This window comes from Marinobacterium lutimaris, from assembly GCF_900108065.1.
Lineage (GTDB): Bacteria > Pseudomonadota > Gammaproteobacteria > Pseudomonadales > Balneatricaceae > Marinobacterium_D > Marinobacterium_D lutimaris.
Genome location: NZ_FNVQ01000003.1, coordinates 568,725 through 589,762, shown reverse-complemented (window position 1 = coordinate 589,762; position 21,038 = coordinate 568,725). Strand labels below are relative to the sequence as shown.

General features: G+C 56.5%; 20 protein-coding genes and 1 rRNA gene. 20 read left to right on the top strand and 1 reads right to left on the bottom strand.

All coding sequences use genetic code 11. The features are described 5' to 3' along the window. Window positions 1–239: 239 nt before the first annotated feature. From rrf to C4S72_RS17085, 3 genes are all read left to right on the top strand, one after another. Window positions 240–355 (top strand): 5S ribosomal RNA (gene rrf / locus C4S72_RS17095). A 641-nt stretch (window positions 356–996) separates the two neighbouring features. After that, window positions 997–1,251, top strand: coding sequence for an FAD assembly factor SdhE (locus C4S72_RS17090; RefSeq protein WP_104004370.1), 255 nt, complete (start codon window positions 997–999; stop codon window positions 1,249–1,251). Window positions 1,252–1,306: 55 nt separating this feature from the next. Beyond that, window positions 1,307–1,693, top strand: coding sequence for a hypothetical protein (locus tag C4S72_RS17085; protein WP_146071919.1), 387 nt, complete (start codon window positions 1,307–1,309; stop codon window positions 1,691–1,693). On the opposite strand, the gene nadB is transcribed toward C4S72_RS17085, so the two are convergent. Then, window positions 1,666–3,270, bottom strand: coding sequence for an L-aspartate oxidase (nadB, locus tag C4S72_RS17080; protein ID WP_104004368.1), 1,605 nt, complete (start codon window positions 3,268–3,270; stop codon window positions 1,666–1,668). The genes C4S72_RS17085 and nadB overlap by 28 nt on opposite strands. A 249-nt stretch (window positions 3,271–3,519) precedes the next feature. Here nadB and rpoE point away from each other — a divergent pair, with 249 nt between their 5' ends. The 17 genes from rpoE to ppc all read left to right on the top strand — a co-directional run bounded on the left by rpoE (window position 3,520) and on the right by ppc (window position 20,933). Continuing rightward, entirely contained in the window at window positions 3,520–4,107 is a 588-nt protein-coding gene (gene rpoE / locus C4S72_RS17075; protein ID WP_104004367.1) for an RNA polymerase sigma factor RpoE, read from the top strand. 63 nt (window positions 4,108–4,170) lie between these two features. Next, window positions 4,171–5,046, top strand: a complete 876-nt coding sequence (locus tag C4S72_RS17070; protein WP_104004366.1) for a MucB/RseB C-terminal domain-containing protein — start codon at window positions 4,171–4,173, stop codon at window positions 5,044–5,046. Between the two features lie 4 nt (window positions 5,047–5,050). After that, entirely contained in the window at window positions 5,051–5,488 is a 438-nt protein-coding gene (locus C4S72_RS17065; protein WP_104004365.1) for a SoxR reducing system RseC family protein, read from the top strand. A 33-nt stretch (window positions 5,489–5,521) separates the two neighbouring features. Beyond that, window positions 5,522–6,937, top strand: coding sequence for a DegQ family serine endoprotease (locus C4S72_RS17060; RefSeq protein ID WP_235009174.1), 1,416 nt, complete (start codon window positions 5,522–5,524; stop codon window positions 6,935–6,937). 141 nt (window positions 6,938–7,078) lie between these two features. Further along, a complete protein-coding gene (lepA, locus tag C4S72_RS17055; protein WP_104004364.1) occupies window positions 7,079–8,878 on the top strand; it encodes a translation elongation factor 4 in 1,800 nt (599 codons plus the stop codon). Window positions 8,879–8,886: 8 nt separating this feature from the next. Next, window positions 8,887–9,699 (top strand): signal peptidase I, encoded by an 813-nt coding sequence (lepB, locus tag C4S72_RS17050; RefSeq protein WP_104004363.1) that lies wholly within the window; start codon window positions 8,887–8,889, stop codon window positions 9,697–9,699. 11 nt (window positions 9,700–9,710) lie between these two features. Beyond that, window positions 9,711–10,088: a DUF4845 domain-containing protein gene (locus C4S72_RS17045; protein ID WP_104004362.1), complete on the top strand. Its 378-nt coding sequence runs from the start codon at window positions 9,711–9,713 to the stop codon at window positions 10,086–10,088. After that, complete coding sequence (gene rnc, locus C4S72_RS17040) at window positions 10,085–10,774, top strand: ribonuclease III (protein ID WP_104004361.1); 690 nt, start codon at window positions 10,085–10,087, stop codon at window positions 10,772–10,774. The genes C4S72_RS17045 and rnc overlap by 4 nt, the downstream gene beginning before the upstream one ends. Continuing rightward, on the top strand, window positions 10,771–11,697 hold the full coding sequence (gene era / locus C4S72_RS17035; protein WP_104004360.1) for a GTPase Era: 927 nt from the start codon (window positions 10,771–10,773) through the stop codon (window positions 11,695–11,697). The genes rnc and era overlap by 4 nt, the downstream gene beginning before the upstream one ends. Continuing rightward, window positions 11,697–12,386, top strand: coding sequence for a DNA repair protein RecO (gene recO / locus C4S72_RS17030; RefSeq protein ID WP_104004359.1), 690 nt, complete (start codon window positions 11,697–11,699; stop codon window positions 12,384–12,386). The genes era and recO overlap by 1 nt, the downstream gene beginning before the upstream one ends. A gap of 10 nt (window positions 12,387–12,396) precedes the next feature. Beyond that, window positions 12,397–13,167: a pyridoxine 5'-phosphate synthase gene (gene pdxJ / locus C4S72_RS17025; RefSeq protein ID WP_104004358.1), complete on the top strand. Its 771-nt coding sequence runs from the start codon at window positions 12,397–12,399 to the stop codon at window positions 13,165–13,167. Next, window positions 13,164–13,538, top strand: coding sequence for a holo-ACP synthase (gene acpS / locus C4S72_RS17020; RefSeq protein ID WP_104004357.1), 375 nt, complete (start codon window positions 13,164–13,166; stop codon window positions 13,536–13,538). The genes pdxJ and acpS overlap by 4 nt, the downstream gene beginning before the upstream one ends. A gap of 103 nt (window positions 13,539–13,641) precedes the next feature. Continuing rightward, window positions 13,642–14,538 carry a cysteine synthase CysM gene (gene cysM / locus C4S72_RS17015; RefSeq protein ID WP_104004356.1) on the top strand — a complete coding sequence of 299 codons (897 nt, stop codon included), beginning with the start codon at window positions 13,642–13,644 and terminating at the stop codon, window positions 14,536–14,538. A 215-nt stretch (window positions 14,539–14,753) separates the two neighbouring features. After that, window positions 14,754–17,018 (top strand): GTP diphosphokinase, encoded by a 2,265-nt coding sequence (gene relA, locus C4S72_RS17010; protein ID WP_104004355.1) that lies wholly within the window; start codon window positions 14,754–14,756, stop codon window positions 17,016–17,018. 2 nt (window positions 17,019–17,020) lie between these two features. Next, window positions 17,021–17,827: a nucleoside triphosphate pyrophosphohydrolase gene (gene mazG / locus C4S72_RS17005; protein WP_268807710.1), complete on the top strand. Its 807-nt coding sequence runs from the start codon at window positions 17,021–17,023 to the stop codon at window positions 17,825–17,827. A 3-nt stretch (window positions 17,828–17,830) separates the two neighbouring features. Next, window positions 17,831–18,214: a hypothetical protein gene (locus tag C4S72_RS17000; protein WP_104004354.1), complete on the top strand. Its 384-nt coding sequence runs from the start codon at window positions 17,831–17,833 to the stop codon at window positions 18,212–18,214. A 109-nt stretch (window positions 18,215–18,323) separates the two neighbouring features. Next, window positions 18,324–20,933, top strand: coding sequence for a phosphoenolpyruvate carboxylase (gene ppc, locus C4S72_RS16995; RefSeq protein WP_104004353.1), 2,610 nt, complete (start codon window positions 18,324–18,326; stop codon window positions 20,931–20,933). Window positions 20,934–21,038 lie beyond the last annotated feature (105 nt).

Below are 21,038 nucleotides of genomic sequence, written 5' to 3'. Positions count from 1 at the left end.
GATAGGCTGGGTGTGTAAGCGCTGTGAGGCGTTGAGCTAACCAGTACTAATTGCTCGTGAGGCTTGACCATATAACGCCAAAGGCGTTTGAGCACGAATATATAGATCGATGAGCCCGAAGCGCAGCGCGTGATCGAGGCACCGGTTGAAGCTTGTAGAAAGCAACAAGACATCTGATAGACGAAGATCGAAAACATCTTCCTCTAAAAGCTTTTAGATCTCAGTTTGTTCCAGTTTTGCCTGGTGACAATAGAGACGTGGAACCACCTGATCCCATGCCGAACTCAGTCGTGAAACGCGTCATCGCCGATGGTAGTGTGGGGCTTCCCCATGTGAGAGTAGGTCATCGCCAGGCACCTAATACGAAGAACCCCAGTACCGTTGGTACTGGGGTTTTTTCGTATTGGGCGGCTATGCCGCCCCTTACTACACAGGCCCATGTGACAAAGCCCTGTTCCGCAGGAACGGCTTTGGACGTCGGCTACGCCGACGCCCGCAGGGTCAGAAGCATCGCTTCTGATCACTGTAGGTCATCCTCTAAGATACTTCCTAGCGTTGGCAGAATGAGTCCTGGAAAGCAGGCAGGGACCTAAAGCAGGTCATCGCTGTTCACCCCTTCAGCCAAGCTCAGCACTTCACCATCGACTTATAGCAGCCAACGCTCCGGGGCCTAGAACCACCCCTCCCGATCACTGCAGTTCATCCCCACAGCCCCTCCCCAGCACCGAACGCCCCAAGCATAACCCCAAGCAATCGCGACGAGGCCGCCCCTCCTACGCAAAGCTATCGTGCCACCGCACCGAAGTTGGAGGCACGCCCCCGTGCCGATAGAAGCCAGCATGGTGGATAATTCAAAGCCGGTACCCAGCTGCGACGAGGTTCTAGCTCCTACAAGCAACGTTTAACCCACTTATCTTGATCCCCGCCAGTAGCAGTTTTAACGGAAAAACGGTTAAATATGCGGGCAATTCGGACCAGTATTTCAAGAGGGTGAAGATGTATACAGAAGAGGATATCCGACGTCTGCAGTGGCAGAGTCGCCGGGGAATGCTGGAATTGGATGTTCTGTTTGTCCCGTTTGTAGAGCAGGCGTTTCGCGATCTAGATCTCGAAGACCAGGACCGCTTCGTCAAGCTGCTTGCCTGTGAAGATCAGGACCTGTTCCTGTGGTTTATGCAAAGGGAAGTTCCCAAGGATGCGGATCTTGCCAGAATCGTCAGCATCATACTCAAGCGCGTTCAGCCCGCTTGATCTCAGCTTCCGGCGATCGCTAAGGTTGCCCGCTGCGGTCGCCACGGCTCATCTGGTGGCCGCCGCCGTACTGATCGGCTCGGGGCTGCCGGTGTTCACTCTGGTTGTTGCCCTTATCGCGTTACTTGTCTCACTTTATTATGTTCTTTCGCCGTGGCGCTATTCTGGTCGTGATGAACTCGTCACGGGGCTGATCTGGTACCCGGATCGGGATGTTCTGCTTTTTTGCATGGCTGATGGTAGCAGACTGAAGGTAGAGGAGACGCTTAGCATGGCGGCCGTGCCTGGCCTTGTTGCTATCAGCGTGATCACGGAAAAACGGGTCAGGCCGGTTTGGTTAGTGGTGACGCCAGACCAGCTGGATAGTGCAGGCTGGCGTCGTTTAAAGATAATGGTTGAATGGGGTGGCTTTGTTCAGCGCGAGGCGTCCGGCCAGGGATAGTTGATCGGAGCGAGAATGGTGTCCTGCCTTTCCGGCGCCAGGTCTGGATAATCCAGCGTGTAGTGAAGTCCCCGGCTTTCCTTTCTAAGCATTGCACTGCGAACGATCAGCTCGGCTACGGTAGTGAGGTTGCGCAGTTCAATCAGATCGCGGCTCACCTTGTAGTTACTGTAGTACTCGGTGATCTCCTGCTGTAGCAGGGTGATTCTGTGCTGAGCCCTCTGCAGGCGCTTGTTGGTCCGCACGATGCCGACGTAATCCCACATGAAGCGGCGCAGCTCTTCCCAGTTATGTGCGATGATCACATCCTCATCAGAGTCTGTGACCTGGCTTTCGTCCCAGCTCGGAACGTCCGGCAATGGCTCGTGATTGCCAAGCGACGCACTAATTGCCTCGGCGGCGGAGCGGCCGTAAACGATGCACTCGAGCAGTGAGTTTGAAGCCAGGCGGTTAGCCCCATGCAGGCCGGTGAACGAGGTTTCCCCGATGGCGTAGAGCCCTTTCAGATCGGTCTGGCCTGAGAGGTTCGTCATCACGCCGCCACAGGTGTAATGCGCGGCGGGGACGACCGGTATGGGCTCTTTGGTGATATCGATGCCGTAGCTCAGACAGCGCTCATAGATTGTTGGGAAGTGGCTGCGAATAAATTCAGCGGGGCGATGTGAAATATCCAGGTAGACACATTCACAGCCCAGTCGTTTCATCTCATGGTCGATGGTGCGAGCGACAATATCGCGCGGCGCAAGCTCTGCCCGGGAGTCGAAGTTCGGCATGAATCGGGTGCCGTCCGGCAACTTGAGGATGCCGCCTTCCCCTCTGACCGCTTCTGAAATCAGGAAGGATTTCGCCTGAGGGTGGAACAGGCAGGTTGGGTGAAACTGGTTAAACTCCAGGTTGGCTACCCTGCAGCCCGCTCGCCATGCCATGGCGATGCCGTCACCGGTGGCCCCATCCGGGTTGCTGGTGTAGAGATATGCCTTGGATGCGCCGCCGGTGGCAAGAACAACATTCTGGGCCTTAAAGACCTCTACGTGCCCTGTGGCTGCGTTCAATACATAGGCGCCGACACAGGCGTTGGATGGAAGGTGCAGTTTGCGACGGGTAATCAGGTCGATAGCGATATGGTGTTCGCGTAGGTCGACGTTTGCGCGCTTACTGGTTTTCTCGATCAGGGTTTCTTCAATCGCCCGGCCAGTGGCATCACTGGCGTGAATGATGCGTCGGTGAGAGTGTCCGCCCTCTTTGGTGAGGTGATACTGCTCACTTTCCTGGGTGAACGGAACTCCCTGGTCTACGAGCCAGTCTATACCCGCTTTACTGCCGGAAATGGTGTGGTTGACCGAGTCTGGCCGGCTCAGTTCTGCACCGGCAATCAGGGTGTCTTTGATGTGCGCGTCGATGCTGTCATTGTCATCAAGAACGGCTGCAACGCCTCCCTGAGCAAACCAGGTAGAGCCATTTTCCAGCTCGCTTTTGCTCAGGACGCAGATCCTCGCATGGGAAGGCAGGTTCAATGCCAGTGTCAGGCCTGCTGCACCACTGCCGATGATTAGAACGTCGTACTCTTGCACACTCATCAGACGGTCTGGTCCTTTTCTCCACGATGAAAACGCTATTATGCACCCTCTGAGGGTTAGGCAGCACGGCTAATTCGGAAAAAATCGACGCACTGATGGAACTTAGAACTGCAGTCCTACTCATACGAAGTGAATATGGTCAGTACAGGGTTCTTGTTGCAATGCGTTAGTTGTGAACGACATACTCTTTGGTTAACCCCCGCATAGGTTTAGGCGGGACATGTCGAAGTCGGATGTAAAGGAATCTTAGTGTCTAACGAGAGTCAGGCCTCTGCTGACCAGAAACTGGTAAAACGTGTACAGGCGGGAGATAAGCGCGCATTCGATCTTCTTGTTAAGCAATATCAACACAAGATTATCGGCTTGGTAGGTCGCTATGTTTACGATCATAGCGAAGCAATGGATGTCGCTCAGGAAGCGTTCATCAAAGCTTACCGGGCATTGCCGAACTTCCGTGGCGAAAGCGCCTTCTACACTTGGCTTTACCGGATTGCGATCAACACGGCAAAGAATTACCTGGTGGCACGTAGCAGACGGCCGCCTGATACAGATGTCGATGTGGCTGACGCCCACTTTTTTGAGGGTGACAGTGAACTCAAAGACATAGAGACGCCGGAGAACCGCCTCTACCGTGATGAAATGGAAAGGGTGGTTAAACAGGCGCTAAATCAATTGCCGGAAGACTTGCGGGTCGCTCTGACCCTGCGTGAGTTGGAAGGCATGAGCTATGAGGATATAGCGAGCATTATGGGGTGCCCTATCGGCACGGTGCGCTCGCGAATATTCCGAGCCCGGGAAGCAATTGACCGGGAAATACAACCTTTACTTGAACCCTGATCCCGGGGAGAGAGTTGATGTGTGTAATAAAATCAGAAAGTTTCGCATTTTGAGGAACACGGCATGAGTGAGTGGAAAGAAGGGCTGTCAGCTCTGATGGATGATCAGGCCAGCGATTTTGAATTGCGGCGCCTGCTCGACCGCGCGGGCGACACTCCAGAAGTAGGCCAGACCTGGCAACGTTATCAGCTCACTCGCTCTGTGCTCAAAGGCGAGCCAGTGGCTGCTCGTGATGATCTCAGTATAAGTATTGCTGCCGCGCTCGAGTCCGAACCCACTTATTCCGGTAAAACAGATTCCATCGAGGCTAAGGCCCCGAGCTGGTTGAGTAAAGCATCGATCAGTTCCATCGGGCGCTCAGTCGCCAGCATGGCGGTAGCTGCTTCGGTAACGGCTGTTGTCATTCTGGGTGCGAATAACTTTGGCGTAGGGACTGGCACTGACTCCGTGGATGGAGCTGTCGCGCAGAGCGATGCTTCCACTAACAGGCCTGCCCAAACAATTGCAGCGCGTACGCCGATTTCTAATGACCTGGTGCGTACACAGTTTGGTGACTCTAGCCGAATTGTGAACACCAATACCGCGGAACCAGACGTGATTCGACTGTCGCAAGGGTTGAGCCGGTATATCGACCAGCATGAGCAGTTGCTCGGCACGCGGCAGCCGGAATGGACCAGTGCCTGGTTGCCTGATGGCTTCAAGCCTGTGCGCCACGATCTGATGCCGCACGGCGAAGTTATCATGTACTCTAACGGTGAGTCTGCCTTCTCGGTAACCATTGAGCCGAAGAAAGATCAGCAGAACTCTGAGGGCGTCGCGCAGTCCGACGGGTTGATCGCTCTGGGCCGTAACCAGGGTTCCCACTTTATTACGGTCGTGGGAGATATCCCGCTGATGATTGCCGATCGCATCGCATCCAATGTGAAGCAGATCAGGTAAGTCTATGATCGAAGAAGTTGTTCAGGTCTCCCGCATCGAAGGTGAGGAGATCTGGATAGAGGCCAGCCGACAAAGTGCCTGTGCTGCCTGCAGCGCCAAAAAGAGTTGTGGTCAGGGTGCACTGTCGGACTGGATGAGCGGTAAGGCGGTAGAGTTGACAGTGCTCAACCCAAACAGAGTGCTCCCTCAGGTTGGGCAGTCTGTGGTTATCGGCCTGGAGGAGGGAAGTCTGATTAAGGCATCTGTCATGGTCTACTTCCTTCCCCTCTTAGCTCTGATTCTAGCCTCCGTTGCGACCCGTATTATCGGTGGCAGCGAAAATGTTCAGATCCTTGCCGGGCTTGTTGGTCTGGTGGTGGGGTTTGTTTTTGCCCGTTGGATCTCCACTCGTAAGTCTTCAGAGGGATGCTATCAGCCGGTGCTGCTGCGTCTCGTCAGTTAACCTTCCTTTCAGTTAGTCCGTGAGAGGGTTCTTATGTATTTGAAAATGAAGGTCAAGCATCTCGGGTTTGCCATGCTTGCCTGGATTGCGCTCGTCATGTCGTCCGCTGTATCGGCCGCATCCTTGCCCGATTTTACCGAACTGGTGGAGGAGTCTGCTCCTGCTGTTGTGAATATCAGCACAGTGCAGGCTGAAAAGCCCCAGGATTCAGCGGCATTTGGTGGCAGGGATATGGATGAAATCCCTGAAATGTTTCGCCATTTCTTCCGTAATCTGCCGGAGTTTAATTCTCAGCCCCGGCGGGCGCCGGAATCTCTCGGCTCCGGGTTTATTATCTCGGAAGACGGCTACATCCTTACCAACAACCACGTGGTCAAGGGAGCTGAAAAGGTTCTGGTGCGTTTGAATGATCGCCGAGAACTTGAGGCTGAGATCGTAGGGACTGACGCTCGCTCCGATGTGGCCCTGCTTAAAATAGATGCCCAGGACCTGCCTGTAGTCAGTATCGGTAAGACGCGAGATCTAAAAGTGGGTGAGTGGGTACTCGCTATCGGTTCGCCCTTTGGCTTTGACCACACGGTCACGGCTGGCATTGTCAGCGCTAAAGAGCGAGCCCTGGCCAACGAAACCTACGTGCCGTTTATCCAGACCGACGTTGCGATTAACCCGGGTAACTCCGGTGGCCCTCTGTTTAACCTCGATGGTGAAGTGGTTGGGATTAATTCCCAGATCTACACCCGCTCGGGCGGTTTTATGGGGCTTTCGTTCGCGATTCCCATCGACGTTGCGATGGATGTGGCGGATCAACTCAAACAGCAGGGCCATGTGAGCCGCGGCTGGCTGGGGGTCATTATTCAGGAGGTCAATCGCGATCTTGCCGAGTCCTTTGGACTGGCGAAGCCCGCAGGCGCCCTGGTCGCGAAGGTGCTTCCGGATAGCCCGGCGCAGTCTGCCGGTGTGCTGGAAGGTGATGTGATTATCTCATTCGATGGTCGTCCGATCACGCTCTCTTCAGACTTGCCGCATATGGTGGGACGGGTTAAGCCGGGCGCTGAGGTGGAGATGACCGTGATGCGCGGTGGCGAGCAGGAGAAACTGAATGTTGTCGTCGGACTGCTGCCTGAGGGCGAGCCGGACCTGGGCATAGAAACTGTACAGGAGCCTGCCTCAATGGACCTGCTCGGTCTGACCGTTGAGCCGCTTACCGATGCGCATCGTGAGAAGTGGAATGTGCGCTCGGGAGTGATCGTCGTCGGTGTGGCCGAAGGAGCAGGAGCCAATGCGGGAGTCGTTTCGGGTGATGTGATTACCATGCTGAACGGTAAACAGATCCAGACAGTTGAGCAGTTTGCCGAGGTGGTTGCTGATCTGCCGACTGATCGCTCTGTTCCTATGAGGATCGTGCGTCGCGGCAGTCCGCTATTTATTCCGCTGAAGCTGTCGGAGTAAACCAGATATCAAGGGGCGTTCAGCCCCTTTTTTCGTTGTGTACTCCTTGTACTAGAGATGCTGTCTCCAGGGAAATACGGTACACTGCTGCGCTTCTGAATTTTGTTTGTATCTCCTCAGTTGGAACCGAGTAGCCCTATTGTGAGCAAGCTGGACCATATACGTAACTTCTCGATCATCGCCCATATTGACCACGGTAAATCCACCCTGGCGGATCGTCTGATCCAGACCTGCGGTGGTCTGTCTGACCGGGAAATGGCACAGCAGGTCCTGGATTCCATGGACCTTGAGCGTGAGCGCGGTATCACCATCAAGGCGCAGAGCGTCACGCTGGATTATGTGGCTGATGACGGAAAGACCTACCAGCTGAACTTTATCGATACCCCCGGGCACGTGGATTTCTCCTACGAGGTGTCACGCTCTCTCTACGCCTGCGAGGGTGCCCTGCTGATCGTTGATGCCGCACAGGGCGTCGAGGCTCAGTCCGTGGCCAACTGCTACACAGCGATCGAGCAGGGGCTGGAAGTCCTCCCCATTCTCAACAAGATGGACCTTCCCCAGGCTGAGCCTGAGCGCGTCAAACATGAGATCGAGGAAGTGATCGGCATCGATGCTACTCATGCCATTCCCTGTTCGGCAAAAACCGGGGAAGGGGTCAAGGATGTTCTCGAAGCGCTGATCAAAGCCATTCCCGCACCTGAAGGTGATCTGGACGCACCGCTACAGGCGTTGATCATAGATTCCTGGTTCGATAACTATCTGGGCGTGGTTTCACTGGTTCGAGTGACCCAGGGAACCCTGAACAGGAAAGACAAAATCATCGTGAAATCCACCGGTCAGTCTCACCAGGCCGAGATGGTGGGTATCTTCACGCCGAAGCGTAAGGAAACTGGTGTTCTGCGCGCTGGCGAGGTTGGTTTCGTGGTTGCGGGTATCAAGGATATCCACGGTGCACCTGTGGGTGACACCCTGATTCATGCCAAATATCCCGAAACTGAGCGTCTGCCAGGTTTTCAGAAGGTACAGCCGCAGGTATATGCGGGGGTATTCCCGACCAGCGCCGACGACTATGAAGACTTCCGTGAAGCACTCGACAAGCTGACCCTCAACGACGCATCCCTGTTTTTTGAACCGGAATCGTCTGATGCCCTTGGCTTCGGTTTCCGCTGTGGCTTCTTGGGAATGCTCCATATGGAGATCATCCAGGAGCGTCTGGAGCGAGAATATGATCTGGATCTGATCACCACAGCCCCGACCGTTGTCTATGAGGTCGAGTTGCAAAGCGGTGAAGTGGTCTATATCGACAGCCCGTCGAAACTGCCAGACCCCGGCGCTATCCGGGAAATGCGCGAACCGATCGTGCAGGCCAATATCCTGGTGCCCCAGGATTACCTCGGTCAGGTCATTGGGCTCTGTGTAGAGAAACGCGGAGTCCAGAAAAACATGCAGTTTGTTGGTTCGCAGGTACAGTTGACCTACGAACTGCCGATGGCTGAGGTGGTTCTGGACTTCTTCGACCGCCTCAAATCGGCCAGCCGTGGCTACGCCTCCCTGGAATATAACTTCCAGCGTTTTGAAGCGGCCAGGTTGGTGCGTATGGATATCCTGATCAACGGCGATAAGGTTGATGCGCTGGCGGTCATTCTGCACAAGGACAATGCTGCCTATAGAGGTCGTATTCTGTGTGAAAAGATGAAAGAGCTGATTCCACGCCAGATGTTCGATGTGGCGATTCAGGCGGCATTGGGTGGCAAGGTTATCGCCCGCACCACGGTAAAGGCGCTGCGTAAGAACGTACTGGCGAAATGCTACGGTGGTGATGTCAGCCGTAAGAAAAAGCTGCTGGCCAAGCAGAAAGAGGGCAAAAAACGGATGAAACAGGTGGGCCGGGTTGAAATCCCGCAGGATGCCTTCCTGGCTGTACTTAAAGTGGATAGCTGAGGGCTGGGATGAACTTCGATTTTGCCTTGATTTTGGTGGTCGCTACTGCAGTGACCGGCTTGCTTTACCTGCTTGATGTGTTGGTCTTCGTACCTAAGCGCAGAGCGAAACTGGCGGATGCCGAGTTGAAAGCGGGTGGGGAACTACCCGAATCCGCCAGTAAGTTGGTTATGCAGCCTAGCGGCTGGGCGGATCTCTCGCGATCGATGTTCCCTGTGCTGTTGATCGTACTGGTACTGCGCTCCTTTCTGTTTGAGCCGTTTAAGATCCCGTCCGGCTCCATGCTGCCGACATTGCAGATTGGCGACTATATTCTGGTTAACAAGTTTCACTACGGGCTGAGGCTGCCGGTACTAAATACCAAGTTTCTGCCCGTTAATGAGCCGGAACGAGGCGATGTGGTCGTCTTCAAGTACCCGAAGAATCCAAGCGTGAATTACATCAAACGTGTGGTCGGGTTGCCGGGAGATGTGGTGACCTATCGCAACAAGGTTGTTTACGTGAATGGCGAGGCTCAGCCGCAGGCGCTTGTCGCCCAGCTGCCGCCGGGGCGTCCGGAGAAACTTCTGGTTAACGAGACCCTCGGTGACGTTGAGCACGAGATCTACCGTGACGTGGAGCGTCCAACGCTCAATGCCGAGTGGACAGTGCCCGAAGGTGAGTATTTTGTGATGGGTGACAACCGGGACAACAGTAACGACAGCCGTTACTGGGGTTTCGTACCGGAACAACTGCTGGTGGGTCGGGCCGTAGCTGTCTGGATGCATTGGCAGGAGTTACTCAGCATTCCTGATTTCAGTGTGGTTCGTTCAATCAAGTGAAGGAGAGCGGGATGAGCGTTTGCAGAACCAGGCAGGAAGGTGCGTCCATATTGGCGAGTCTTATCGTCATTATGGTTGCGGGGATCTTTTTTACCGTTGGTTTCAAACTCTATACACCCTATTGGGATCATCTGACGATCAAGTCGGTAGTTGAGGATATCTCGCTCGATCCGGAGGAGTTGAGAAAACCCTTGCCTGAGATTCGTAGCGATATTAATAAACGCTTTCATATCAATCAGGTGCGCCTGCCCGAACGTGAAGATCTAACGCTCAAGCTTGAAGAAGGCATCATCTATTTCGACCTTAAATATGAGCGCCGTGTACCGATGTTCTACAACGTAGACGCGGTGATTAATTTTGAAGAGCACTTTGAAGCCAGAAAGCCTTGATTAAACCTATTTCCGAACTTGCCCGACGTCTGGGCCATGATTTTTCCGACGCCAGCCTGTTTGAACTGGCGCTGACCCATCGCAGCTGCGGTAAACGCAACAACGAACGTCTGGAGTTCCTGGGGGATTCCATTCTTAATTTCGTTATAGCCGAGGCGCTTTACGCTAAGTTTCCGGCAGCCCGCGAGGGACAGATGAGCCGTTTGCGTGCGCGTTTAGTAAAAGGCGAGACCCTCTCTGAGATCGCCCGTGAGTTGGGGATTGGCGACTATCTGAGGCTCGGCTCCGGCGAGTTGAAAAGTGGCGGTTTTCGCCGTGATTCCATCCTGGCTGATGCGGTTGAGGCGATTATCGGCGCCATCTATCTGGATACCGATATGGACAGGGTCCGTCCGTTTATCCTCGGTTGGTTTCAGGGGCGTTTGGATTCGCTGGATCTGAACGAAAGCCTGAAAGACTCCAAGACTCGGCTGCAGGAGTTTCTGCAGTCACGTAGGGAAAGTCTGCCGAAGTATGAGCTACTCTCCGTAGAGGGTGAGGCACATGCACAGACCTTCCATATCCGCTGTGATGTGGCGATGCTGAACGAACCCACCGAAGGGGTTGGCAACAGCCGCCGCCAGGCGGAACAGGAGGCGGCCCGCGCAGCGCTTGAGTCGCTCAACCTGTCTGGAGAAAAATCATGAACGACCAGATCGATCAACTGCCGGAAGAAGGCGAAACTCGTTGTGGTTACGTCACCATCGTAGGGCGTCCAAACGTCGGTAAGTCCACGCTGATGAACCGGATTCTGGGTCAGAAGCTCAGCATTACCTCGAAAAAACCGCAGACCACCCGTCACCAGATTCTCGGTATCAAAACCGAGAATGGCATGCAGGTAGTCTATGTGGATACGCCGGGACTGCATATCGACGAACGGGGCAAAGCGCTGAACCGCTATATGAACCGTGCCGCCAGCGAGGCGTTGCGTCATGTGGATCTCGTTGTGTTCCTGGTGGACAGAACCGCCTGGACCGAAGAGGACGAAGCGGTGCTGGAAAAACTGCGGCATGTCCGTTGCCCTGTGATTCTGGCGGTCAATAAGGTTGATCTGCTCAAGGATAAGGCATCGCTTTTGCCGCAGCTCGAAGAGCTGTCGAACAAGCTCTCCTTTGCCGAAATCATCCCTATCTCAGCGGAAAAGGGACATAACGTCGATCAGCTCGAAGAGACTGTGGCCAGGTATATCCCTGCCGGTGTGCATATGTACCCTGAGGATCAGATCACTGACCGTAGCTCACGCTTTGTGGCTGCCGAGCTGGTGCGCGAAAAGCTGATGCGTAACCTGGGTGAAGAGGTGCCGTACGGTACCGCGGTCGAGATCGAGGAGTTCAAGTTCGAAGAGGGACTGCTGACTATCAGCGCCTTGATCCTGGTCGAGCGTGAAGGACAGAAGAAGATCGTTATAGGTGACAAGGGTGCCGTTATCAAGGTGATTGGCCGTGATGCCCGCCTCGATATGGAGCGGATGTTCGATACCAAGGTGATGCTGAATCTCTGGGTTAAGGTGAAGCGGGGCTGGGCAGATAGCGAGCGTGCACTGCAGAGCCTTGGCTACAGGCATGAATAATGAGCCCAAGGGTCGATGCTTCGGCCGGGTATGTTCTGCACAGCCGGCCCTATCGTGAAACCAGTCTACTGGTAGATCTACTCACTCTTGAACAGGGCTTGATCAGTGCGGTTGCGAAGGGCGCTCGGCGCCCCCGCGCCAGGCTTAGATCCTCGCTGCAGCCCTTCCAGTCTTTACAGTTGGGCTGGCAGGGGAGACACGAGCTTAAAAACCTGAGCCAGGTCGAAACCGTCGAGATATCACCGCCCCTGGCGGGGCGGTCACTGCTCTGCGGGCTATATGTCAACGAACTGCTGCAACGCTTGCTGCAGCCGGGGGAGCCCTGTCCACGTTTGTTCCTCTATTACCGCTATGTGCTCAATGAGCTGCAGAGCGGTGACGATATAGAGGGCGCTTTGCGCACCTTTGAGCGTCAGTTACTTGAGGAGCTGGGGTTCTCGCTGGACCTGTCGGTAAAGGATTCAGCGCTTTCCTACACTTATCAATCAGAGCAGGGGCTTATCCCCAGCCGCTCTGGCACAGCCTATCCAGGCTCACATCTGCGTGCTATCGCGGAGGATGACTATAGTGATCCGGGTGTGCGCCGCAGTGCGAAACTGCTGATGCGTGAGGTGCTGGGTGAACTGCTTGGGGATCGTCCCCTCAACAGCCGGCTGCTGTTTTCCAAAGCGGTAGTGTCAAAGAATTAAGGAGTAAACCGTGGTAGATCCAAATCGTCTGCTTCTTGGCGTTAACATCGATCATATCGCTACCCTGCGTCAGGCGCGCGGTACCCGTTATCCTGATCCGGTTCATGCGGCGTTGCTGGCCGAAGAGGCTGGGGCAGATGGTATCACCGTGCATCTGCGCGAAGATCGTCGCCATATTCAGGAGCGGGATGTTCGCCTGCTGGCCGAGGTGCTGAACACACGTATGAACCTCGAAATGGCCGTGACCGAAGAGATGCTCGCGTTTGCCGAAGAGATTCGCCCTGCCCATGTTTGCCTGGTGCCGGAAAAGCGTGAAGAGCTCACCACCGAAGGAGGTCTGGACGTAGCGGGTAATTTTGAAGCCGTATTGGCGGCTTGCCAGCGACTGGCCAAGGCTGGTTGCGAGGTTTCCCTGTTTATCGACCCGGATACCACCCAGATTGAAGCCGCCGCCCGTTGCCAGGCTCCGGTGATAGAGCTGCATACCGGTGCTTATGCTGATGCTGAACCGAGTCGCCAGAATGCTGAACTTGAGCGGATCAAGCAGGCGGCGCGCCGCGCCCGTGATCTCGGCCTGGTGGTGAACGCAGGACACGGTTTGCATTACCACAATGTAGAGCCGGTCGCGGAAATTCCGGAGCTGCATGAGCTGAATATCGGCCACGGACTGATCGCCCATGCGATGTTTGTGGGTCTCAAACAGGCGGTGGTCGAGATGCGTGAGCTGATGCTGAATGCTCAACAGCGTGTGCAGGAGCGCAGGGACGCCATTCGTCGATGATCCTGGGGCTTGGCACCGATATCTGCGAGGTGGCCCGAATCGAGGCTGCTCTCAGCCGGCGCGCTACCCTGGCGCGCCGTATTCTTACCGCCGAGGAATACGATCTGTTTGAACAGGCCCAAGAACCGGCCCGGTTTCTCGCCAAGCGTTTTGCCGCTAAGGAAGCGGCGGTCAAGGCGTTGGGCACTGGTATAGGTCGAGGCGTTGGCTGGCAGCATGTGACGATTACCAAGGATAGCCTTGGCCGGCCACTGCTCAATTTTTGTGATACCGCTGCAGAGATTGCGATCAGTCGTGGTATCAAGCACTGGCACCTCTCCTACAGCGATGAGCGCCATTACGTGGTGGCAACGGTTATCGCGGAGGGCTGAGGCTGTCCATTCCGACGTGTGCTTGATATTATCCGGTATATGCGGAATAAAATCCCCCGCCTTTATTCCATTTAGATATTACAACCTCTTCCCGGATCATAAAATGTCTGTGCAATATCCTACGATTGCCGACTGTGTCGGCCACACGCCGTTGGTGCGTCTGCAGCGTATCCAGGCGCCTAATGATAACCTGATTCTCTGTAAGCTCGAGGGCAATAACCCGGCGGGGTCGGTAAAGGATCGTCCAGCCCTGAGCATGATCACTCTGGCGGAGGCCCGTGGCGAGATAAAGCCGGGCGGTACGCTGATCGAAGCGACATCCGGTAATACCGGTATCGCCCTGGCGATGGCCGCAGCGATCAAGGGTTACCGCATGAAGCTGATCATGCCCGATAACATGAGTGAAGAGCGTAAGGCGGCGATGACTGCGTACGGTGCTGAACTCATTCAGGTTACCAAGGCTGAAGGGATGGAGCGTGCTCGTGACCTGGCGCTGGAGATGCAGGCGGCCGGTGAAGGTCGGGTACTGGACCAGTTCTCCAATCCCGATAACCCCGAAGCTCATTACCGCACCACCGGTCCGGAGCTCTGGGAGCAGACACAGGGGACGATCACCCACTTTGTCAGCTCCATGGGTACCACCGGCACCATCATGGGCACATCCCGTTTTCTTAAAGAGATGAATCCAGAGATAGAAATTGTGGGTCTTCAGCCTCAGGAAGGTTCCCAGATTCCTGGGATCCGGCGCTGGCCAGAGGCCTACCTGCCAAGTATTTACGAGGCCGCAAGGGTAGACCGCGTGGTGGATATCTCCCAGACCGATGCCGAAAACTGCATGCGGGAACTGGCACGACGCGAAGGTATCTTCTGCGGTGTCAGCTCCGGTGGAGCAGTGGCTGGAGCGCTGCGACTGGCAGAGCAGGTGGAGGGCGCGACCATCGTCTGCATCATCTGTGACCGCGGTGATCGTTACCTCTCGACCGGTGTTTATAACCCCTGACGCACAGGCCGTCGCCACGGGTCGACTCGCGTCAGACCGCCCGAACGATTAGAATAGCGCCGCCGGCCAAGGGGCCGGCCCGGTAGTCTGTCCTGGAAGTGTGGGATGTTCATCGCATCCGCCAGGCCTTGAGCTTGAGCCTTGCCCCTGTATGGGGAGGGTTCGCTAAGGTCCGGGCGGGCGGCAGCAGCGAGTGACGGGAGTGGTGTAACTCCATGGTAAAAGTTCGAGAAGACCACCCGGTAAGGGAAGATGGCAGTGTAGATCTGGAACTGTGGCTCGAAAGGCTGCAGGAGCTGGTGCCGCTTTCCGATCTGGACCAGGTTCGGAGCGCCTGTGAGCTGGCGCGCAAGGCTTATGAGGATGTGCCGGAGGAAGAAGACAGCTGGAGCGAGAGCACGGCAGGCAGCTTCCTTACCGGCCTCGAGATGGCGCAGATTCTGGCGGAGTTGTATCAGGATCAGGAAACGCTGGTGGCGGCGATCCTCTACCGTTCCGTGCGTGAAGCCAAGCTCGACATCAAAACCGTGCGTGAGCGTTTTGGCCAGGTAATCGCCGATCTGATCGAAGGTGTGCTGCAGATGGCCGCCATCGGATCACTGAAAAACCCCCGCAGCGTCGATAATGTGCTCGGCACCGGTGTTGCGCAGGTGGATAACCTGCGCAAAATGCTGGTGGCGATGATCGACGATGTGCGCGTCGCGCTGATCAAAATTGCCGAACGTACCTGTGCTATCCGTAGCGTCAAGGATGGTTCTCGCAAGAAGCGCTACCTGGTGGCGCGTGAAGTCTTCGATATCTACGCGCCCCTGGCTCACCGCTTGGGGATAGGCCATATCAAGTGGGAACTTGAAGACCTCTCTTTCCGCTATCTCAAGCCCAACGACTACAAGCACATCGCCCAGCTGCTCGATGAGAAGCGTCTCGACCGTCAGCTCTACATCAATGAAGTGGTAGAGATGCTGCGCGATCGTCTCAAGGACGCCGCCATCGATGGTGAGGTGATGGGCCGCGCCAAGCATATCTACAGTATCTGGCGCAAAATGCAGCGCAAGAACATCGAATTCAGCCAGGTTTACGATGTGCGCGCGGTACGAATCCTGGTACCGGAAATTCGCGACTGCTACACCGTGCTGGGTATCGTTCACGGCCTCTGGCGCAATATCGCTCACGAATTCGACGACTATATCGCCTCGCCCAAGCCTAACGGTTACCGCTCACTGCACACCGCGGTATTTGGCCCGGAAGGGAAGGTGCTAGAGATCCAGATCCGAACCTTCAGCATGCATGAAGAGGCGGAGCTTGGCGTCTGTGCTCACCACCTTTACAAGGGCACGGATACCAAAGCCCGACGCGATGGCTACGAAGAGAAGATTTCCTGGCTGCGACAGGTGCTCGAGTGGCATGACGAGCTGGGTGGCAGCGAAGAACTCAGTGACATGCTGCGTGGCGACGCCGTGCAGGATCGTGTTTACGTATTTACACCGGAAGGTCACGTGGTTGACCTGCCGAGCGGCGCAACCCCGGTGGATTTTGCTTACCGGGTACATACCGAAATCGGTCACCGCTGCCGCGGAGCGCGCATCAACGGTCGTATCGTACCGCTGAACCGTCCGCTCAAGACCGGCGATCAGGTCGAAGTGTTGACCGGTGAGGAGCGTCCGCGCCGCGACTGGCTCAATGCAAACCTGGGCTATGTTAATACCTCGCGGGCACGCGCCAAGGTCGCTCACTGGTTCAAGCTACAGGCGAAGGATCAGAATGCCGACGCCGGGCGTGAGATCGTGCAGCGCGAACTGCGCCGGTTGGCGCTGGACAGCCATCAGATCGATATGGCCGAGGTGTCGCGCAAGCTGCAGTACAAACAGCCTGAAGATATGTATGCGGCGTTGGGTGCCGGTGACCTGCGTCTTTCACAGATCATCAATGCAGCCCAGCTGCAGGTAGAGAGTGATGAGAAAGATGATCAGCAGCTGGATCTGGGCTTGCCCGGTAGCGGTATCAGTGAGCCGCGCCAGGGCGGTAAGGGTGTCAGTATTCTCGGCGTGGGTAACCTGCTGACGACGGTGGCGTCCTGCTGCAAGCCCGTGCCTGGCGATCCGATCATGGGTTATATCACCCAGGGTCGTGGCGTCTCCATCCATCGTGAGGACTGCTCCAACCTGCTGGCGCTGAAGGATCAGGAGCCGGATCGGGTGATCGGCGTCGATTGGGGCGAGGAGCGCGCAACGACATATCCGGTGGATGTTTCCATCGAAGCGTTCGACCGTGCCGGCCTGCTGCGTGATGTGATGATGGTGCTGGCCAACGAGCATATCAATGTGCTGGCCGCCAACACCGCCACTGATCGCAAGAGCAACCTGGCGCGACTGTCTCTGACCATAGAGATAGCGCGGCTCGATATGCTTGGCCGTGTTATGGACAAGATCAACCAGATCCAGAACGTCATGGATGTGCATCGCGAGCGTCGGGGAGGTTAGCGGTGAGTTACTCCCTGGATGATCTGATCTACCTGATGCAGCGGCTGCGCGACCCGGTCAGCGGCTGTCCCTGGGATCTGGAACAGGACTTCGCCTCTATAGTGCCGCACACGCTGGAAGAGGCCTACGAGGTCGCCGATACCATCGAGCGCAGGGATTGGCTCCATCTGAAAGATGAGCTCGGCGATCTGCTGTTCCAGGTGATTTTCTATGCCCAGCTGGGGGATGAGGAGCAACGCTTCGATTTTCACGCCATTGTCGATCAGCTGGTGGAAAAACTGATACGGCGCCATCCTCATGTGTTTCCAGATGAAACCTTGCGCGGTGAGTCACGCCAGCAGGCTATCGATACGGATCAGGTCGGACAGCGTTGGGAAGAGATCAAGCAGCAGGAGCGCAATGCCAAGCAGCGCAGCGGCGTGCTGGATGAAGTACCGGTGGGACTGCCGGCCCTGAGTCGCGCCGCCAAGCTGCAGAAGCGCGCCTCCAAGGTCGGTTTCGACTGGGGCGAGGCGCTGCCTGTGCTGGATAAGATCGAAGAGGAGATCGCGGAACTGCGAGCAGCGATCCAGGCTGGGCGTCCGCAGGAAATACGCGATGAAATGGGCGATATTCTCTTTGCCCAGGTCAATCTGGCCAGGCATCTGGATGTGGACCCTGAGCAGGCGGTACGCGGTACAAACGCCAAGTTCGAGCGCCGTTTTCGCTATATCGAGCTGCAAGTCGAGGCGAACGGCGGTGACTGGTCCTGCTTCAGTCTGGAACAGCTTGATGCCTGGTGGGACGAAGCCAAGCAACAGGGACTCTAGCTGTTGTCCAAGCTGCAGATTGTCCTCGTCGGTATTTTGATTATGGCCGCACTGGGGGTCTGGAACTTCCAGCGCAGCAACCAGCAGAAGGCGGTGCTGGAGCAGTCAGGCTTTGCGATCAGCGAACGCCTCGGCGGCAGTCCGGAGCTGGTGCTCGACAGTACCCGGCGCGAGCTAGCACTTATCCACCCTGAAGGTGCCGAGCGCTTTTCCCTCAACGAGCTTCAAAACGCGGAAATCGGTTACGACGATCACGAGGATCGCGCCCGATATCACTATCGCATCGAACTGTCGTTCACCGAGCAGCGGAAGCGCCGTGTTAATTACGCAACCGAATGGGACGCCCAGACGGCGCTTGAGCGCTTCCAGTCCCTGGTTAAGGATTGATGAAACTTTCTAGCTCGCAGCCTTTCTCCAGCTCTTTCTATTGGTAAGGGGTTGGCAGCACACTCCATTGGGGTAGGATGAAAGCAATTCCGTCCTGAGGGAGCCAGACATGAGCGATCTGCACGAAGACCTGCGTGATGATGTCCGAATGTTGGGGGAAAGTCTGGGGCGTACTATCTCCAGCGATCTGGGGAGCGATTTTCTCGCCCGGGTCGAGCATATCCGCAAGCTGGCAAAAGCCGGTCGCGTGGAAGATGAGCCCGAGCATCAGCAATTGCTGGAAGCGCTTGGCGAGCTGCACGAAGATGAAGTCCTGCCTGTGGCCCGCGCCTTCACCCAGTTTCTCAACCTGGCGAATATCGCTGAGGAGCATCACCGGGTCCGTCGTCGTCTCGATAATGCCACCGCTCAGGAGATGCCCGATACGCTGCGGGTGCTGCTCTCCAGCCTGAAAACACAGGGCTTCAGTGCCGATGAGCTGAGTCAGACTCTCTGTGATCTCAATATCGATCTGGTTCTCACCGCCCACCCTACCGAAGTGAATCGTCGTACCCTGATCCAGAAATATGACGGCATTACCGAATGCCTGAAAAAGCTGGACCGGGGGGAAAGTTGCCAGACCCGCGTTGACGAGCTGATCAGCCAAATCTGGCACACCGACGAGATCCGCAAGCAGCGGCCGACGCCGGTGGACGAGGCCCGCTGGGGCTTTGCTGTGTTGGAGAACTCTCTCTGGAGCGCCGTACCCCGCTTTCTGCGTCAACTCAGCGCCGAGGTGGAAAGCTCGCTGGGACAGAAGCTGCCGCTGGATTGCTGTCCGGTGCGCTTCTCCTCCTGGATGGGCGGCGATCGCGACGGTAACCCGAACGTAACTGCCAGTGTCACCCGCGAGGTACTGCTGTTGGCGCGCTGGGTGGCACTGGATCTTTATATCGGCGCCGTGGATGAGTTGCGCTCGGAGCTTTCCATGTACCGGGCCAGCAAAGAGCTGTTGGCGGAGACCGGTTCCCAGGACGAACCCTATCGGGCCCTGCTGGGCACGCTGAAGCATGACCTGCTGATCACCCGCGAAGGGATAGAAGCACAGCTCGACGGGCATCAGCCCGAAGGTACGCTGCCGATCACTACGCCCGAACAGTTGCTGGCGCCGCTGCAGCTCTGCCATCGTTCCCTGATCGAGAACGGCATGGTCAGCATCGCCGCCGGTAAGCTTGAAGATCTGATCCGGCGCGTAGCCTGCTTTGGCCTCACCCTGGCGCGGCTGGATATCCGCCAGAATTCGGATCGACACAGTGAAGTGTTCGATGAGTTGACCGGGTTTTATGGCCTTGGACGTTACAGCCAGTGGAGTGAGGCGGATAAGCAGGCTTTCCTGTTGCGCGAGCTCTCTTCCCGTCGCCCGCTGTTGCCACGCAGCTGGGAGCCGAGCGCTGATGTTCAGGAGGTGTTGGATACCTGTAAAGTGGTCGCGCAAGCCGATCCGAAAGCCCTGGGGTCCTATGTAATTTCCATGGCCAGCCAGCCCTCAGACGTACTCTCGGTGATCCTGCTGCTGCAGGAGCAGGGGATAGGTCACAAGATCCGCGTGGTGCCGCTGTTCGAAACTCTCGATGACCTGGACAACGCCCGTGACTGTATCAAGGCGCTGTTCGAGATCGACTGGTATCGCAGCTACGCCTCGGGCCATCAGGAGGTGATGATCGGTTACTCCGACTCCTCCAAGGACGCAGGCCAACTGGCTGCGGCCTGGGGGCAGTACCGTGCCCAGGAGGCGTTGACCGGTCTCTGTGCTGAGCACGGTATCAAACTGACGCTCTTCCATGGTCGCGGCGGCACAGTGGGCCGAGGTGGTGGCCCAAGCCATACGGCGATTCTGGCACAGCCGCCAGGATCGGTGGGAGGCAGCCTGCGGGTAACGGAGCAGGGCGAGATGATCCGCTTCAAGTTTGGGATCCCTGAACTGGCGATGCGCAACCTGGAGCTTTATACCGGCGCCGTCCTCAAGGCAACGCTGGCGCCGGCGCCGGCGCCAAACGATGAGTGGCGTGCGGAGATGGATCGGCTGGCGGGATCTGGGCTTGAGTCCTACCGCGCGATTGTGCGCGAGGATCCGCAGTTCGTTCCCTACTTTCGCGCCGCGACTCCCGAGCAGGAGCTGGCCAAGCTGCCGCTGGGTTCACGTCCGGCCAAACGTAAGGCGGATGGTGGCGTCGAGTCGCTGCGTGCGATCCCCTGGATCTTCGCCTGGACTCAGATCCGCCTGATGCTGCCGGCCTGGCTTGGCTCAGACAAGGCGCTCAGCAGCGCCATCGAGAGAGGGGATCTTTCGGCGCTTCAGCATATGTACCGCAACTGGCCTTTCTTTCGCAGCTATATAGATATGCTGGAGATGGTGCTCGCGAAGAGCGATATACATATTTCCGCTTATTACGAGCACCGCCTGGTGTCTGCAGAACTTTCTACTCTGGGCTCGTCGCTAAGATCGCGGCTGCAGACCGCCGTAGAGCAGGTCAAGCAGGTGAAGGAGGTCAGCGAGCTGCTGGAGCACAACCCGGTAATCAGCCAGTCGATCGATGTGCGCAATCCCTATATCGATCCCCTGCATTTTCTGCAGGCTGAGCTGCTCTATCGTGACAGAACGCAGCCGGACAAACGTCTGGAGCAGGCTCTGATGGTCACCATGGCGGGGATTTCTGCCGGAATGCGTAACACTGGCTGAGCCAGTCAGGTTGAACAGAGGCCGTCAGATGGCGTACTCTGCTCCGTTCGAAATCGAACCGACCCGCCGAAGAAGGACCCTCTCACCTTTTCCGGCTTTGTTAGT

Excerpts from the sequence above, each read along its gene's own strand:
- C4S72_RS17090 (WP_104004370.1), top strand. The coding sequence starts at position 997 with ATGTATACAGAAGAGGATATCCGACGTCTGCAGTGGCAGAGTCGCCGG.
- nadB (WP_104004368.1), bottom strand. The coding sequence starts at position 3,270 with ATGAGTGTGCAAGAGTACGACGTTCTAATCATCGGCAGTGGTGCAGCA.
- C4S72_RS17070 (WP_104004366.1), top strand. The coding sequence starts at position 4,171 with ATGAGTGAGTGGAAAGAAGGGCTGTCAGCTCTGATGGATGATCAGGCC.
- C4S72_RS17065 (WP_104004365.1), top strand. The coding sequence starts at position 5,051 with ATGATCGAAGAAGTTGTTCAGGTCTCCCGCATCGAAGGTGAGGAGATC.
- C4S72_RS17060 (WP_235009174.1), top strand. The coding sequence starts at position 5,522 with ATGTATTTGAAAATGAAGGTCAAGCATCTCGGGTTTGCCATGCTTGCC.
- lepB (WP_104004363.1), top strand. The coding sequence starts at position 8,887 with ATGAACTTCGATTTTGCCTTGATTTTGGTGGTCGCTACTGCAGTGACC.
- C4S72_RS17045 (WP_104004362.1), top strand. The coding sequence starts at position 9,711 with ATGAGCGTTTGCAGAACCAGGCAGGAAGGTGCGTCCATATTGGCGAGT.
- era (WP_104004360.1), top strand. The coding sequence starts at position 10,771 with ATGAACGACCAGATCGATCAACTGCCGGAAGAAGGCGAAACTCGTTGT.
- recO (WP_104004359.1), top strand. The coding sequence starts at position 11,697 with ATGAGCCCAAGGGTCGATGCTTCGGCCGGGTATGTTCTGCACAGCCGG.
- acpS (WP_104004357.1), top strand. The coding sequence starts at position 13,164 with ATGATCCTGGGGCTTGGCACCGATATCTGCGAGGTGGCCCGAATCGAG.
- cysM (WP_104004356.1), top strand. The coding sequence starts at position 13,642 with ATGTCTGTGCAATATCCTACGATTGCCGACTGTGTCGGCCACACGCCG.
- relA (WP_104004355.1), top strand. The coding sequence starts at position 14,754 with ATGGTAAAAGTTCGAGAAGACCACCCGGTAAGGGAAGATGGCAGTGTA.
- ppc (WP_104004353.1), top strand. The coding sequence starts at position 18,324 with ATGAGCGATCTGCACGAAGACCTGCGTGATGATGTCCGAATGTTGGGG.